The organism is Lacimicrobium alkaliphilum, from assembly GCF_002591895.1.
GTDB lineage: Bacteria > Pseudomonadota > Gammaproteobacteria > Enterobacterales > Alteromonadaceae > Lacimicrobium > Lacimicrobium alkaliphilum.
The window spans coordinates 89,825-106,812 of record NZ_NISX01000012.1; the positions used below are offsets into that span (position 1 = coordinate 89,825).

Sequence of the window (16,988 nt, forward strand, 5' to 3'; positions counted from 1 at the left end):
TTATTGATTGATATATTTTAGTCGGTCACCTCTAGCGCAGTGTTACACCACCGGTCGTATTGCAGAGCAGCCATGGCAAACCCGATACTGCCCAGAATTGCCGGAGCCGCGATTAAGCCGCCAGCCGGAACAATCACTTTAGTCAGCAATAATGCGCCCACATAAATGCTAACAGTGATGAGTAACAGGGTGTTTATCAGTAAAGGACGGTATTTAAATCGAGGGGCACAGTAAAGTGCCATGGCAATCTGAAATGGTAAAATCATGGCGCTGAAACCTATGATCATAAAATAGACTCGTATTCCGTCAAAAGAGCCTGCCACTGCAATGCCCACAAATATAAAAACCAGAGCGAAGAAGACGTAAAAGCGTAGCATTCTGAAGCAGAAGCTTCTGCCAATGCGGGCCATATACGTTTTGCGATCAGGGCTTTTATCCAGCAGCCAGAGTTTCGCCACTGTGGGCTGCAAAGAGATAAATTCCAGTATCAGATTAAAACTGAGAATAAAGGCCGTCAGGGTAAAAAACATGCCTACAATGATCAGCCAGCCTTCAGGATTTAGTTCACCCTGGGCTCGTGCCGGTATACTTAGCAATGTCATCACCAGCAAAACCAAAGAACTACATATCAGTATTACGGTCATGGCATTGGTGCTTCGGTGACCGTTGTACAAACCTTGCTCCAGGGGATTGCCGGGACTAATCAGATAACAGCGGCGTTGCCAGTTCTGTACCAATGCACTGAGCCAGTGAGGTGAGGCAAATCCGATACTTTGCCAAAGATTGACTTTTTCATTGGTACGACTAAGCCAGCTATGTGGCAGGCGTGACTCATTCAGCTCTCTGGAGGCTAAGTATGTCCGTCGGAATAGTTGAAACATCAGTACTGACCATATTGTTGCCATACAGGCAATGCTGATTCTTGCCAGCTCAGGGAGCGCCATCAGCGACCTAAGTTCACTGATATCAGCCAGATAGACGAGCCCCATCAGATCACTACTCAGCCATATCAGGACTAAAAGCTGAAACAGCCTGGCCCAGCCGGAACATTCAGGTACTGCAGTACAGACGCTGATCAGCATTACCACAGATGAGAGACTCAGTATTAACCATACATTTAAGGCGTTGTCTGGCGCGCCGCCAATGAGCAGATGAGTCACCAGTAACAGCGTGATACTGATCAAGATGGAATAGTTTAGCTGCGCGTTTCGTCCGTTGGGTGAGAGTAACGAGATTGAATCAGCCGTCATGGCTTTAAGGCTGATTGCTTGCAGCCAGCCAAGTACCGCGGGCAGCAATACTATAGTGGTCATGTTTGCATATAGGCTGCCTGATTGCCTTTCTGTGGAGAGCACAATCATTATGAAAAACGGCAGCAGCAGATAGGCGAAGCCGTTAAGACGCATGTCTCTTTTTAAAATCGCGATATAGGCACTCATTTGTGCAACTCCAGAAAAATATCGTCCAGGCCAAGGGGTTCGATATGGGCGGTAGCATTCAGTTGCTTTTCCAGCGCTGAAATGACTTCCATATCCGGGTTTTCTGCCAGAGCACGAAGGTGGTGCGCAGAATACTCCACATGCAGCAGGCCCTGAACCGGCAGTTCCCTGGGGAGGGGACTATTGCTGCGAAGATGCAGGCGCACATAGCGCTCTTTGATGTCATCCAGACTGCCCTGACAGCAGATGTGCCCCTGCCGCAGTATAGCGATATCACTGGCGACCCGTTCGAGATCGGAGAGGATATGGGTTGAGAACAGCACTGAAGTGTTATTTTCAATATTGATATCAATGAGTTCGCGAATAAATTCACGACGCAGTACCGGATCCAGACTGGCCACCGGTTCATCCAGAATAAGTAGTTTGGGGTTATGGCCTATGGCCTGAATAATCGCCAGACGCTGCTTCTGCCCTTCAGACAGATCCGATACCTTAGACTTTGGATCCAATTGCCAGCGATGCATCAGTGCAGTGACTTTAGTGTTATCCCATTTCCGATAGAAAGCACCGGTATAATCGAGTAATTGTCTTACCCCCATCCAGTGCAGGGTATCGGACTTTTGAGCAACATAACCCAACTGTTCTTTTATCGCCGGAGTCAACTCCCAGGCCGGCGCATCCATAACCTGAATATTGCCACTATCGGCTTTCAGCAATCCCAGACAGAGCTTCAGCAAGGTGGTTTTTCCTGCACCGTTCTGACCTAACAGACCCATTACATGGCCTTGTGGCAGATTTAAGCTGATGTTATCCAGTACGTTTTGTTTGCCGTAGCTTTTGCTGACGTTTTCCATTTCAATCAGATTCATCCTGCGTCCTTTTTCAGTTGTTCAGCCAGCCATTGAATGGCCTGGTCCTGTTCTATATCCAGTTGCCCACACAGAGCTCTGAGTTGATCTGCCAATGGGGTTAGCAGTTTCAGGCGTTGTTGTACCGCCATTTGCGAGGTGCTGCTTTTAACCCGCATACCAACGCCCCGCACCCTCTCAACCAGTTCCTGTGCTTCCAGCAGACTGTAGGCCTTGGAGATAGTCATAGGATTAATCTCCAGTTCGCCGGCCAGTTGCCTCACCGAAGGCAGGGAATCGCCCTGATGCAACTGACCACTGACAATCAGCCGTTTTATCTGGCCCATAATCTGTCTGTATATGGGCTCTCCCGAAGACGGATTAACTGAGAAGAGCCATGAGTTTTCTGACAAGGGGGTACCCTTTAACTGTATTGGTGTATTATTTATATAATACACCTGTGGTTAAATGCAAACTTTTTTCAATGAGCAATCTTCTTCTATTTTAAAAAAGAGAATAAATTCCTTGTCGAAGCCGATCTGCTGAGTCGTCATTGCCAGATAGAGACTAAATAGAGGAAAAATGGATACAGCATAGGTTGCCAGCGAGGCGGTTCTTCTTAGAGTGGGCCCTCACGTTTTGCTGAGGCCAGTCTATGCACTTATTTCACCCTATTGTTGCCGTTGTTATTCTCGTTTGCCTTGCAGGTTGCCAGGTTAATCATATACAAATGGCCAGCCCGATTAAGGGGGACAGTGATCCGGCTCACTATGGCTCGTTAGAATTAGAAAATGGTATGCAGGTCTTGCTGGTCAGCGATTCAGCGCTAACCAAGGCCTATGGCTCTGTGTCTGTCAGGGCAGGGTATTTCCAGGATCCTGACAGCCTTCCCGGCCTGGCTCATCTGTATGAGCATATGCTGTCAAAAGGTACACAAAAATACCCTCAGCCAGCCGCGTATAAACAGTTTCTGGCAGATCACGGCGGGCGCTCTAATGCCAGTACATCTGCGCTGCGTACCAACTATTATTTTCAGGTGGCCGGCGCCAGTTTTGAAGGGGCCCTGGAGCGTTTTGCCTGGCAGTTTATTCAGCCACTGATTCCGCAATCTCTGGTGTATAAAGAGCGTCATGCGGTAGAAGCGGAATTTCGTATGAAGTTTAAAGACGCCTATCGGCGTAAACGTGAAGTGTGGCGAACGGCTTTTGCCCCTGAACATCCTTACCGGAAGTTTTCTACTGGTAACCTGTCTACCCTGATTGACCAGCCAGAGATATCTTTGTCGCAAGCCCTGCTGGACTTTGGCGAGGATTATTATTGTGCACCGAGAATGGCGCTGGTTATGGCGGCACCGTTGCCTCTGGAGCAACTGCGAGTGATGGCGGGTAAGTATTTCTCGGCGGTGTCTTCCAGCTGCGGTGAAACACTGTCGCAAGCGGTATCTCCTTATGCTGAGCCGCCGGATGGAAAAGTCATCAATGTTCAGGCGTTGAGGAAACGTTCCCGTCTCACCCTGAGTTTTGTGGTTCCGGATAATCTGAACACGCGTCGCGCAATGATTAGCGACTATATATCCTGGTTACTGGAAGCGCACAATCCACAAGGGCTGGAGCAGCATCTGAAGGACAAGGGCTGGATCAAAGGATTGTATGTTTCTCAGCCGGTATTGGATGATCGGCACCGCCTGTTTAACCTGACCTTACGCTTTACGGCACAGGGCTGGAAGCATCAGAGTGAGGCCATGCAGATAACCTGGCAGTATCTGGATACTATTAAACAACAGGTTTCTGAGACGCATTTTAACGATACATTTGCCCGGCTGCATCACGCTCAGTTCAATCAGGATGCCTCGCATAAGTCCTCCACGGAGATTCGCGAACTCGCCGATCAGTTGCTGTTCTATCCGGCCAGTGAAGCGCTGGTGCTGAATCAGATCCCTGGCAACTACAATTCGCATGCTACGCGGGCCTGGCTTGATGGAATCACGGCAAAAAACACGCTGCTGATCCGCGAGCACCGCAACCTGGCCTTTGACCAGTCAGAGCCATATTACAACACAGGGTTCGGCTATCAGCAGCAGCTTGAAGCACCCCAGTCAAGCTTGCAGGAACTCATGTTTGAGTTACCTGCCTTACCTCGCTATTTTGCTATGCAGGAAGGGGAGTTGCAAACACCTGAGATCGGTTGCAGACAGCCTGCCACGGGGTTTGAAAGTTGTGTGTTACCCGGCCAGAAACGCCATAGCGACTATGCATCAATTAATCTGTATCTGGATGCTGACCGCCAGAGGCCCGCGTTTTTTGTGCTCAACCCATTATACATACGCCGCCTGAGGCACCAATTGGAGCCGCTGATTACCCAGGCTGACAGTGCGGGGATGGATGTTAGCCTGGTGGAGACACAAAGTGGATGGCGGCTTAGTGTGTCGGGCTATTCCGGTGATCGTGTCGCCCTGCTCAGAGACCTGTCGGCCATCCTGCTATCTCCCCAACTGGATAGCACATCGATGTCGCTGACATTGAACAGCCATCGTTCAGCATTGTCACAACAGGCTTATCAGAGGCTCAGAGACCGGACATTGCAGATCCTCAATACCAAGCTGGGGCTGGATATATCGACCCGGGATGCGCAGAGATATTTTGAGAATTTCTCAGAGCACCAATATCAGGACTATATTGATCGTTCTTTTGAGCGCGCCAGACTGACGGCCACTTACTTTGGTAAACTATCGGTGGATGAGCGTGACGTGCTGGACAGCTTATTTACCACAATGAGCCGTCGTATCCGCTTTCCTGTCCGCCCGGGATCTCATGCCTGGAACGGCAAAACGGAGATGGGCCTGCATCAGGTAGCCCTGGATGCAGAAGACAATGCAGTGCGCCTTATGGTTCTTCCGGGCAGCAATAAAATAACGCAACACGCTGCAACGGAATTATTGGGAGCGATGATGACTGCACCCTTTTTTCATCAGCTGCGTACGCAGGAGCAGTTAGGCTATTCCGTGTCGGTAAAGGCCTATTCCAAATACGGGTACCCTTATCTGGGCTATTATGTGCAATCTTCACGCAAAACACCCTCACTGCTGTTGGCCAGAATCGAACACTTTAATCAGTGGTTTATGACCCATCTTGATTCAGTAACGGTGGTGCAATTCGACACGGTAAAACACAGTCTGATTGACGCCCTGCAACAGCCTTACATCAACGCAGAAAGTGAAGCGCAAGCAAGGCGTTATCATTTTCGTTATGACTGGGCAGATAACCACCCTCAGCAACTGCAACAACAGATAAAGTTGATGTCACTGGATGAATTCCGGGAACATGCTTCTTTATTGCTTTCCGGACCATTAACAGGCGTACTGGCTAAAGGCACTACAGGGAAGGATCAATAAGCAGCTTGATGTCGGACTGCGGGAATTCAGTTTTGGTAAACAGAATACGTTGCTGATCACGGTCAAGACGCAGAGCACTGTCGGTTTCGAAAGTAGATCTCGGTGTTTTCAGCAAGGTTTCATGGGCTTTGGCGTTCAGGTCGTAGCGCAGCAAACGTTGGTGGTCGCTTTCTTCCTCAATGTAATACACCGCGTCATTTTCCAGGGTCCACGTATAACGAACACGGAACTGCTGTTCATCCAGCAGTTGCTGTAGCTCGCCGGTGCTGAGGTTTAACTGCCACAGACCGTTACGGTAGGTACTGTAAATCAGGGTGTTCTGGTCTGTCATCACGCCGTAGCGACCATTATTAAAGGTCAGCCGTTGTACCCCTTCAGCTTCCAGACTAAAGGCATAGATGTCAGCATGATCCTGGGTAAACACCGTGGTCAGAATGCGCGCGTCATCGGCCGACCACATAGGCCGGTTATGCCCCTTAAAAGGGCTGGGGACAGTCTGAATACGTTTAGTGGCAACGTCTACGATGTAAATATTATCGCCTGCTTCATCATCATCAGGTGCCAGAAAGGCAATGCGTTTACCGTCATGTGACCACTTTGGATAACGCACAGAGCGGCCAAGGTGGGTAAGCTGGTTACGATTATTGCCATCTGCATCGGCTATCCATACTTCATAATGACCCGACTCATTCGACAGGTAGGCGATTTTTTTGTTGCGGTGGGAATAATCCGGGTAATTGTGATTATAACCGGAGTTCAGTACCGGAAACGGACTGTTGTTGACCGGGGTGTTCAGTGGAATGGCAGCTATCTGGTACTCTTCACTGCGGTGCTGAAAGAAAATCCACGGCTTGTTACGGGCAAAATGCGGGTAGCTCATCCCTTCAATATCCAGCGACTGAGTGCGGTTACTGTTGATGTCCAGTATATAACCAGAGCGTGTATCCGCTCGTTGTACACCATATGTCAGCTTACTTCCTTCAGGGTGCCAGCTCAGGCCAACGATGTCTTCTTCGCCAGAGGTCAACTGGCGGACCTGTTTACTTCTCAGATCGTACAGGTAGATATTTTCGTTAAACTGATTGACCCTGCGCGTCGTTGCCAGAAAGTGTCCATCCGGTGAAAACGCCATGTCCCGCTCTTTGTATCCGCAATCAGTGGCGCATGAGAAACGTTGTGGTGTGGCGTTCTCTTTGCTGATATCCAGCAGGTAAATACCGGATAATTCGGCCTCTTCGTCATCACTGTAATAGGCCAGCGTGGTATTGTCGGGGGAAATGTCAATATAGTGATAGCCTCCCACCAGAGGACAGTGTGTTATGTTGGTTTCCTCAAAACTGTGCATATCCATCCTGACAATATCGCAGCGTTCCACGTCACGATCCTTGCGGCTGAAATAGAGAAAGCGGCCATCGACACTCCACACCGAGTGCCCTTCAGACGCACTGTCATAGGTGAGTCTGGTGGCTTTGAGTTGTGGTTGTTCAAGGTCGCGGCGGAACAGATCTACCTGCCCGTCAGGGGCGACCCATTTGTACACCAGAAAGCGCCCATCCGGCGACGGAGCCGGAAACAGCTCCAGTCCGGGGTCCGTGGTGACGGGGCTTATTTGTCGGGGGTTGGGCTGAGATGCTGACAGACTAAACCATAGTATCGCCATGGCAATCACCAGGGTGACCAGTGCCAGCCACCTGAACTTTGTGCTGTTAAAAGACTGGAGGCGGCTGGAAGAAGCAGGCACAGCGTCTTCCCGAAAGAGCGGCTCCGGCACCACAACCAACCTGTATCCGGTTTTACGGATGGTCTCTATCACCTCAGAACTATCAGTATGGCTGAGTGACTGTCGCAAATGCCAGATGGCATTGGTCAGTGCTTTCTCTCCCACATACTCATTGCCTTGCCAGACTTTGTCTATCAGCTCCTGGCGTGAAACAATGCGTGGATATTCAGCCACCAGATACAGCAACACATCAACGAATTTGGGTTGTAGATTCTGCTTTTCACCGTCGTCCAGATAGACCGCCCGTTCAACCGGTTCTATCTGATACTGACCTAACCTGAAAGATTTCCCCATCCTGCTGCTCTGGTTATACCTGTCGTGTACTGTTTATCGTTGATTATATGCAACCTAGCTTAACATCAATAGTGCTATTTCTGGTGACATTCAGCACGCCACAGAATATTTATTAACCAATTGAAAATAAAGAGTAAAATTTGAATAGAGAGTAAATAGATATAGAAGTGAGGTAAACAAGACCCTGTCTCTGTTGTGGTCTGTCAACGAACCGCCTAATAGTAGGTTGCGGCGGTTTGAAAATCGAGGTGGCTTCAGCCCACCGCAGCATATTAACAAGAAAAACAGCATCAACAGGAACACCGACAATAACAGGAACACAGATAATGAAAGCAAATAAATTGACCAGAGCAGTGCAACTGGCCCTGACAGGGGTCTTAGTGGCCAGTGGAGCCAGCCAGGCACAACAGGAAATTGAACGCACCACCACGGCACAGACCAGTGCGGAAGCGCAAACTGCCAATGATGAAGAGCGTATTTCTATTACTGGAACCAGAATAAAGAGAGACAGTTTTTCGGTATCGACTCCTTTAGTTGTCATGGACAAGGAGGCTATTCAGGATGCCGGCCTGGAAAATCTGGCTGAAGTACTGGTTGAGAATATGCCCAGTCTCAGCGCAGGGGTCAGTAACAGCAACAGTCAATCCAGCGTACAGAATACCGGATTGTCAACGATCGATTTACGCGATCTGGGTACTGACAGAACGCTGACATTAATTGATGGACGCCGCGTGGTATCGAATAGTTACAGTGGTAATTATATTAGCTTGAGTACGATCCCGGCGAAAATGGTCGAGAGAGTGGAGATCATCAGTGGTGGTGCCTCCGCCGTCTATGGTTCAGATGCTATTGCCGGCGTGGTAAACATTATTACTACTCAGGGCTCTGAAGGCTTTAATATCAATGCCAAAGGTGGCGGTACGACCAACGGTGGTGGCGAAGAGTTTAGCCTGGATGCAGGTTATGGTTCCAGTTTCGACAATGGCAAGGGCTATGTTTATATGGCCAGTTCCTGGGACAGAGAGTTTGGTATCAAGGCCACTGACCGTGGGCGCTCTGCCGTAGAGGCAGATTTTGATTACAACACCAGCTTACTGTGTAACGAGATGGATACCATCGATGGCGACCAGTGCATGCGCGATATTACTCAGGCTGACTGGGCCAACAAAAGCGATGATGCTCCCGGAGGCGTGTTCGAAGAGGAAGGCGCCGATGAAGGCAAAGGCTGGTACTATACTGAAGCGGGCCTGCAGTCAGGTTTTAACCAGAATGAGCACGGCTACGCCTCGTCTCAGTTGGGTAATCTGAAGATACCCGAAGATCGATTTGCCACCGCTGTAAAAGTGGATTACGCGATTAGTGCTGATACGGAATTCTACGGACAACTGCACTACTCCCTGAACGAGTCCTATAACGTCAAGACCCCGGAAGGGCAGGACGAGAATGACGACGAATTGTTGCTGGACCCAGACACCAACCTGCCGGTTGCCGAGCTACCAGAACCGGGAGAAATCCAGCCGGACAATCCGTTTATCCCGGATGAGATTGCCGCTAATCACAGCAGCCAGATTGACTGGGATCGCCGTTTTACTGAAGTCGGCAATGTGACCACCGACAACAAACGCGAAACCTTACGCACGTTTGCCGGTTTGCGCGGTTTTGTTTTTAATGACTGGAACTGGGATGTCTCTGCAGGCTACGGCAAATTTAAGCAAGAACAGACGCGTCTGAATGAGATCAATATTATTAACCTCAGCCAGGGGCTGAATGCTGAGCGTCTCAATGATGGCACCATTCAGTGTAAGGATGCCGCCGCCAGGCAAGCGGGATGTGTGCCTGTTAATTTATTCGGGCTTGGCAGTATTACCCCGGAGATGGCAGATTGGATCCGCGCCAACCCCACTATTACAACGGATATTGAACAGATAAATGTAGTTGGTTATATGTCCGGAGAGTTGTTTGAATTGCCGGCGGGACCTGTCTCCTCAGCCTTTGGTATAGAGTATCGCCGCGACACTCAAAAGCTAAGCACCAGTGAAGAGCAGCGCTATGGTGGCATCACCTTCAATGTGGTTCCTACATTTAAAGGGGACATGGATGTTATTGAAGCCTTCGGTGAACTCTCGCTGCCTTTGGTACGGGACGCTGCACTGGCGCAAAGCCTGGATATGGATTTGTCACTGCGTCTGGCAGATTATAGTCCTGAAAACATCGATATCGTATCCAGTTTCAAAACCGGTCTGACCTGGGTGCCGGTGAACGGTTATTTAATCAGGGCAAATTTCGCCCGTGCACAGCGTGCCCCCAATATTACTGAGTTACTGTCTCCACCTCGGGGCGACTATGATAGTTTCAATGACATCTGTGACGGCGTCACTGCCGACTCTACAGACGAGGGGCACGAGGCCTGTCGACAGGATCCTGGAATTCAGGCTGCCATAGCACAAAATGGTGTGTTCGAGGATGAAACCAGCGGCTACTCGCCTAATACGGGAAATCCCAATCTCAAAGAAGAGACTGCTGATACCTACACGCTGGGGATATCGGCCCAACCAGAGCAGATAGAAGGGCTACGAATCGCTCTGGATTACTATGACATATCCATTAAAGATGCCATTGGCCAGGTGGAAAATGAGGATATTCTTACAGAGTGCTACAACTCTTCCGCACCCTACGGGGAGAGCAATCCTTTTTGTAACGATATTCGCCGGGATGAAGACGGGCAGCTGCAGGAAATTCTTCAGCGGGTATTTAATCTGGATGAGATCATCACCCGCGGCTATGATGTGGCTGCCGAATATCGCTTTGAAACACAGAACTGGGGGGAATTTACATTCCGTACTGACTGGACCCACGTGATCGAATATACCGTTACCCGGGAAACGATCAGCGATGGTCTTCAGAGCAATCGCTATGACGGTGAGCTGGACTCCGGCATCTTTACGGATTCCGCGGTCGCATCGATCACCTGGCGCCAGGATGGCTGGCGTTTGCGTTGGAAAGCCCGTTACAAAAGTGATTCTGTAGATGACTTCGGACGGGAAGAAGACTATCTCGAACTCTTTGCTGAGAACGATACTGCTTGTGCGCAGAACTCTGATGACTGCATAACAAACCCCGAAGTGCCGGCGTATCTCTATTTCCCGTCCTATATCACCCATGACCTTTCGGTGTCCTACGATTTACCCGAGGAGGTTTCCGGGGCTGATATGCGACTGTATGCCGGGGTTAAAAACCTGTTCGATAATCTGGGTCCGTTTGTCCCCCGGGTAGGAGATGTCCAGTCAGGCAGTCGCGGCAATTTCGAAAGTCAGTTCGGTGGTGGTGTAGGGCGGTATGTTTATGCTGGCCTTTCCATGAACTTCTGAAGCTGGTGGCCAGGCGCAGAGCCTGGCCTTTTTTAAATCAGGAGTGCCCATGAGAGTGCTACTAGCTGTATTGCTATTGTTATTGTATGGCTGTGGTGAGCAGATTGAATCAGAGGTCAGTGATGGCCCATATGTTTTTAAGCTGCCACAGCAATGGCAGGCATTCTGGGTGTGTGAGGGGGTGAAAAAAGAGTATCGGTTTTCGCCCCCGCAGACGCCGATGTCTATTGAAAAATGTGGATACGTTGCAAACATTTCAGTCGGGTCTGTTGAGAGACCGGAACTAATTTACGACGATGTAGCGAAGATTGCTGCGATCAGTGATATCCATGGACAGGCAGGAATACTCAGGTCGCTGCTTGCGGCCCAGGGGATAACGGATTATCAAGGTAACTGGAACTTCTCTGATGGTCACCTGGTGGTGGTAGGAGATGTGTTTGATCGTGGCCCGCAACAGACGGAAAGCCTGTGGTTACTCTATGAACTGGATTTTCAGGCCAGAGCAGCCGGTGGTCGCGTGCACTATCTGTTAGGTAACCATGAAGTTATGGTGCTAAATAATGATCTGCGCTACCTGCATGATAAATACCAAACAGTGCAAAGCGTATTGGGTAGATCTCTGCCTGAACTATATGGGAAGAACACTGTTCTGGGGCAATGGCTACAAAGCCGCAACGTGTTAGTGAAGATCAATGATATGTTGTTTACCCACGGTGGGCTTCATCCTGATCTGGTCACACAGTCAAAGACACTTAGCGACATTAATCAGGAATTCACAGGTAATCTGATTGAAGGGCAGCAGGAACGTCATGGGTTTGCCCGCTACCTGCACAAATCAGATGGGCCGGTTTGGTACAGAGGCTATTTCCGTGAACCGCAGGCCACAAAAGCCCAGCTCGACGGATTATTAGAGCATTTCAATGTGCATCATATTGTAGTCGGGCATACCACTCAGAATGAAGTGACGGGCTATTTTGACAACAAAGTCATTGCTGTGGATGCAGGGATAAAACGGGGTAAAACCGGTGAAATGTTGCTGGTTGAAAAGCAACTGTTTTTTCGGGGGTTGCTTGATGGCAGCAGGCTGGTGTTGTGAGCATAAGGCGTCAATAAGACGCCTTATGCAATTGGTATTACTGCTTAATCTTTAACCCTGACCGCCAGTACATCACAAGGCGCGTGATGGAGTACGCTGTTGGCGGTGGAACCCAGCAGCAGACGGATGCCATGGCGGCCGTGACTGCCGACGACAATCAAATCGGCATCCATCTCTTTGGCCATATCTACAATAAGATCCGCAGCCATACCCGTCTGAATCTGGATGTCACTGTCTTTGATAGCCGTGCCCTTTGTCAGTTCGCCGATTTTCTCCCGTGCCGCAGTATGGATGCGTTCGAAATCAAAATTAAAATCATAGCCCGTATAAGCACTCATGCCGGGCCCGGGCAGTTCAGTGGCATGCAGCAAGCGGAACCGGGCGCCTTTGGCAGCTTCGTTGTCGAGCGCCGCATCCAGTACTTGCCTGGCTTCCGGTGAGGTATCGATAGCAATCAAAACGTTCTTATACATGCTTAGCTCCTATTTGCTTGGGTACACACATACTGTAGTCAAAATTGAGCAGGCTGGCTTGAGGCAGGTCAAACTTTATACCATTTGATTACGATAATGATCCCGATGGATTGGTATCAATCGTAAAAACTGACTTTCCCCATAGTGATATCGGGTATTCCCTCATTAATATTGCTGAATTTGTCCTTACCACCGGCCACACATTCATTAGCTAATACTGCAAAGAGCACTGCTTCTTTAGCATCGGGATCAATCTCCAGTTCGGCGGTAGAATGGATTGGCACTGCACTGACTTGTTTGGCGATATTCTCCATCAGCAGGGGATTGTGGTAGCCCCCACCGCTGGCATACAGATGGTAGTCGCCGAGCTTATCTGCGCAGCGCTTCAGTGCCAGAGCAATCATATTGGCCGAGAACTGATTCAGGGTCGCCATCACATCCTGATGATCGAGGTTCTCAGTCTGGCTGGCAGCCTGGGCACGGGCAAGATAATCCAGATTAAACAGCTCAGGTCCGGTGGTTTTGGGGAACGGCAGGGCAAAAAAACTGTTTTGCTGCAGTGCCTTCAGCAGCGGCCCGGATACTTCACCAGATCCCGCAACAGCGGCATTGGCGTCGTAATTCTGATTGAAATGCTGTTGCATATAGGCATCCATCAGCGTATTACCCGGCCCTACATCAGTGCTGAATACGGCACTGGCGTCCATGCTGGATGGGAGATACGTCAGGTTTGCGATACCGCCCATATTCAGCATCACCCGGTTCTGTTTTGGGCTGGCGAAAATCAGGTAGTCTCCATATACCGCCAGCGGTGCGCCTTCTCCGCCCGCAGCGAGATGTTTCTGGCGAAAGTCACTGAGGGTGATGATTCCGGCTGCACAAGCCAGGTGGTCGCCATCGCCAATCTGCAGGGTGGCGTTAGGGTAATTCTCCAGCTGATGTTCTGATTTCGGGGCGTGATAGACGGTCTGACCGTGGCTGGCAATCAGATCAACCTGTTCAGGTCTGACTCCCCATTGTTCAAGGCATCGCAGCACCATATTGCCATGCAGGGTGCCAATCCAGGGGTTAAGCAGGCAGAGTTGCTGCAGATCAACCTGGCGTTTGGAAAACACCGACTTAATCCGTTGGCGGTAGGTATGATCATAATCAACGGTAGTAAATTCGAGCAGCTCTATTTTGCTGCTCAGGCCCGCATTACTAATCCGGCATAACGCCACATCCAGTCCGTCCAGTGATGTGCCGCTCATCAATCCGACAATCAACCGATCGGGTTTGCTGGCAAGCTGGTGGAGTCGTTGAATATGGTTGTGCATGGTGTTTTATCCTGATGTCTCTGACAACTGATTTGGTTAAGTGGTATTACTGTATCATAGTTCAACTCAGCCAATCTTTACACGTCAAAAAATTCAATTATCCCTTTATTTATTGGTAGTTCCGAGACGGAGCTTATGACTAAAACTGGATCATTTTGTTCATGTGGTATTAAATGTAATGATTAGTATAATACCAATAAGATACCAATGTATTATCTCAACAGGAGAGCAATATGAAGAAAAACAGAATTACCAGGATCCTCACAGGAGCTGCAGTCACATCTGTGCTTACTCAATCATTAGTTGTCGGTCAACTAATGGCACAGCAAAGTGACCCGGCAGCATCGGAGACCGAAGTCATTAAGGTGACAGGATCCCGCATAGCCCGCACTGAGCTAACGGCAACCAGCCCGGTGACGTCGGTGGATAAAGCTCAGATTCAACTCGACAGAGCCGTAACCGTTGAAGACATCGCCATGAAATTGCCGCAGGCTGCTGGCGGCGCTAACAGTACCGGCGCGACTGTGGGGGATTCTCTGGGTTCATCCACAATTGATTTACGTGGTTTAGGTCAGAATCGCACATTGGTGCTGATAAATGGCACTCGGGCTGTACCCTTCAGTTTCCGCAATTCTGTAGATGTAAATTCGATTCCTGCAGGGTTAATTAAACGGGTCGATATCCTGACCGGAGGCGCTGCGGCTATTTATGGTGCCGATGCGGTGTCTGGAGTGGTGAATTTCATTCTTGATGATCAGTTTGATGGTTTTGAATTATCAAGTAGTTATGAGATGCCACAAGGTGGCGCTGAACAATTTAACTTTGATGCCACCTTTGGTGGCAATATTAACGATGGGCGTGGCCATGTCAGTGGCTATGTAGGTTATGCTGAGCGCCAGGATCTGTTGGCCGGCGAACGTGATTTTACGGCTGATACGGCAACCATAGTACCGAGTACTGGTGGCAATTTTACTGATATTGCCAGTGGTAATTTCTTTGCCTTTGATAATAACGGTAATTTCAGCACACAAAGACAAACCACCAACGTGACCTCTGAGCGTTATCTTGTTCAGCCGATGAAGCGCCTCACCGGCGGTGTGTTTTTCAATTACGATCTGATCGAAGGCAAAGCCGAGGCCTATGGGCGAGCCCTGTTTACTCAGGTGAGGGTAACCGGTGCGGGGTCAACCGGGCAAACACCGGTTTCCGTTAATGAGCCGGTCAGTATCAGTGCCGACAACCCTTTTTTGACCGACCGTATTCGCGATTTACTCACCTTCGGTGATGACGGCCTGGCCCGGGTTAATGTTGAGCGTAATCTCGGTTTGGGCTTACAGGAAACCAAAATGACTCGCAATACGCTGCAGGTTCAGTTTGGTTTGCGGGGGGATATTAACGATAATATTGCCTGGGACCTTTACGGGCAATATGGTCGAACCGACGGTAAAGCAACCGTTTATAACAATGGCATCCGTAACGACGCCGCTGGCAACAGCCAGTTCGCTAACATCGCCAATTCGGTGGATATATTCAATCCTGAAACGGATCTCAGCAGCCTGAGCTCACCTATCTTGCACTCTGATCGTCAGCGAGAGCAAAGTGTCATGGCGCTGACTTTCTCCGGGGATACCTTCGATATTCTGGAGTTGCCAGCCGGACCAGTGAGCTACGCAGTGGGTTATGAGTATCGCAAAGAGCATGGTATCCAGACAGCTGGCAGTGCTTTAAGAAATGGCACAGCTTATGGATTGGGTGGTATTTTCGATATGGATGCCAGTTTTGACTCTAAAGAGTTTTATGCTGAGCTGTTAGTGCCCCTGCTGGCCGATATGTCTTTTGTGAAAGAACTGAATATCGAAGGCGCGTACCGCACGTCCAATTATTCCAATACGGATTCGGCGAATACTAATAAACTGGGTCTTAGCTGGGCAGTAAATGATGACTTACGTTTCCGGGCTACCCGCCAGACAGCGATCAGGGCGCCAAACTTAGGTGAGTTTGCCGGTCCCGAAACGTTGCTGTCCCTGTCTTTGTTCGATGAGACCAGCGCTGACTTTGTGCCTCGCCTCGGCGGTCGTTTTGATGGCGACCCTTGCCTTGATGGTCGCGGTAATGCAGAACAATGCGCCCGTTATGGTGCAGCAGAACCGGGTACAACATTTGATTCAAGCCAGGCGACCTACTCTTTTGGTGGCAATCCGGATATCAAACCAGAGCAGGCTCTGACGTATACCCTTGGTATGGTTTATACGCCAGCTTATCTGGACGGTTTTGATGTCACACTGGATTACTATGATATTGAAATTACCGATGCGGTTAGTCAGATTCAGCCTATTTCGGCACTCACCAGTTGTTATATTGATGATCCGGTCGAGGGCAATCCATTGTGTGATGCAGTGCAGCGAGATCCTGATACCGGCCTGATAAGTCAGGCATTGGTGAATGATTTCAATCTGGCTACCCTGGAACAGGCGGGTTTTGACCTGGGAATGCGCTATCGCGTTGACGGTCTGCTGGATATGGGTAAAACACTACAATTCAGCTACCAGGGTAATGTGGTCACCTCCCAGAGTCGTCAGAATAACGCCACCGTGCCGGCGCTGGATTGTAAAGGAACTTTCGGAACGTCCTGTACAGGTGATTTTGCCAGTATTTTGCAGGCTGATTACCGTCATCGTGCAGCGGTGGATCTGTTGATTGATGATATTAATGTACAGCTGAGTTGGCGGCGTATCGGGAGTGTCGCGAATGCTCTGGATCAATCGGATACCCTGTCGGCCCAGAATTACATTGATCTGGCGGCCTCCTGGCAGGTAACCGATGCGTTGCAGGTGACAGCGGGTGTCGATAACCTGTTTGATAAAGCGCCACCAAAACCATTGGCCGGTGGCAACCTGTATGGCAGTGTCAGCGACTATGATGCTGTTGGCCGGACAATAGGGTTATCATTGCGCTATCGTCCTTAATTCTGGCGGTTGAGAAA

The 16,988-nt window shown here is 49.7% G+C and carries 10 protein-coding genes; 4 read left to right on the forward strand and 6 right to left on the reverse strand.

The genetic code is table 11. The features are described from left to right. Positions 1-17 precede the first annotated feature (17 nt). From CDA54_RS12525 to CDA54_RS12535, 3 genes are read right to left on the reverse strand one after another with little or no spacing between them, the layout of a single operon-like run. On the reverse strand, positions 18-1,439 hold the full coding sequence (locus tag CDA54_RS12525; protein WP_099035361.1) for a hypothetical protein: 1,422 nt from the start codon (positions 1,437-1,439) through the stop codon (positions 18-20). Further along, entirely contained in the window at positions 1,436-2,308 is an 873-nt protein-coding gene (locus tag CDA54_RS12530; RefSeq protein ID WP_099035362.1) for an ABC transporter ATP-binding protein, read from the reverse strand. The genes CDA54_RS12525 and CDA54_RS12530 overlap by 4 nt, the downstream gene beginning before the upstream one ends. Beyond that, positions 2,305-2,634, reverse strand: a complete 330-nt coding sequence (locus tag CDA54_RS12535; RefSeq protein ID WP_099035363.1) for a GntR family transcriptional regulator — start codon at positions 2,632-2,634, stop codon at positions 2,305-2,307. The genes CDA54_RS12530 and CDA54_RS12535 overlap by 4 nt, the downstream gene beginning before the upstream one ends. 308 nt (positions 2,635-2,942) lie before the next feature. On the opposite strand from CDA54_RS12535, the gene CDA54_RS12540 reads away from it, so the two are divergent. Continuing rightward, the gene (locus CDA54_RS12540) at positions 2,943-5,678 is read left to right on the forward strand and encodes an insulinase family protein (protein WP_099035364.1); all 2,736 of its coding nucleotides are present in this window, start codon (positions 2,943-2,945) and stop codon (positions 5,676-5,678) included. Here the strand turns inward: CDA54_RS12540 and CDA54_RS12545 are convergent. Beyond that, complete coding sequence (locus tag CDA54_RS12545) at positions 5,659-7,752, reverse strand: winged helix-turn-helix domain-containing protein (protein ID WP_099035365.1); 2,094 nt, start codon at positions 7,750-7,752, stop codon at positions 5,659-5,661. The two genes, CDA54_RS12540 and CDA54_RS12545, sit on opposite strands and share 20 nt — an antisense overlap. Positions 7,753-8,078: 326 nt before the next feature. Here CDA54_RS12545 and CDA54_RS12550 point away from each other — a divergent pair, with 326 nt between their 5' ends. Together CDA54_RS12550 and CDA54_RS12555 are read left to right on the forward strand one after the other, a co-directional pair. Further along, on the forward strand, positions 8,079-11,120 hold the full coding sequence (locus tag CDA54_RS12550) for a TonB-dependent receptor domain-containing protein (RefSeq protein WP_099035366.1): 3,042 nt from the start codon (positions 8,079-8,081) through the stop codon (positions 11,118-11,120). A gap of 49 nt (positions 11,121-11,169) precedes the next feature. Beyond that, positions 11,170-12,216, forward strand: a complete 1,047-nt coding sequence (locus tag CDA54_RS12555; RefSeq protein WP_099035367.1) for a metallophosphoesterase — start codon at positions 11,170-11,172, stop codon at positions 12,214-12,216. Between the two features lie 44 nt (positions 12,217-12,260). Here the strand turns inward: CDA54_RS12555 and CDA54_RS12560 are convergent, their stop codons facing one another. Continuing rightward, the gene (locus tag CDA54_RS12560) at positions 12,261-12,689 is read right to left on the reverse strand and encodes a universal stress protein (protein WP_099035368.1); all 429 of its coding nucleotides are present in this window, start codon (positions 12,687-12,689) and stop codon (positions 12,261-12,263) included. A 116-nt stretch (positions 12,690-12,805) separates the two neighbouring features. After that, on the reverse strand, positions 12,806-14,005 hold the full coding sequence (locus tag CDA54_RS12565) for an anhydro-N-acetylmuramic acid kinase (protein ID WP_099035369.1): 1,200 nt from the start codon (positions 14,003-14,005) through the stop codon (positions 12,806-12,808). Positions 14,006-14,238: 233 nt separating this feature from the next. Here CDA54_RS12565 and CDA54_RS12570 point away from each other — a divergent pair, with 233 nt between their 5' ends. Continuing rightward, on the forward strand, positions 14,239-16,971 hold the full coding sequence (locus CDA54_RS12570; RefSeq protein ID WP_099035370.1) for a TonB-dependent receptor domain-containing protein: 2,733 nt from the start codon (positions 14,239-14,241) through the stop codon (positions 16,969-16,971). Positions 16,972-16,988 lie beyond the last annotated feature (17 nt).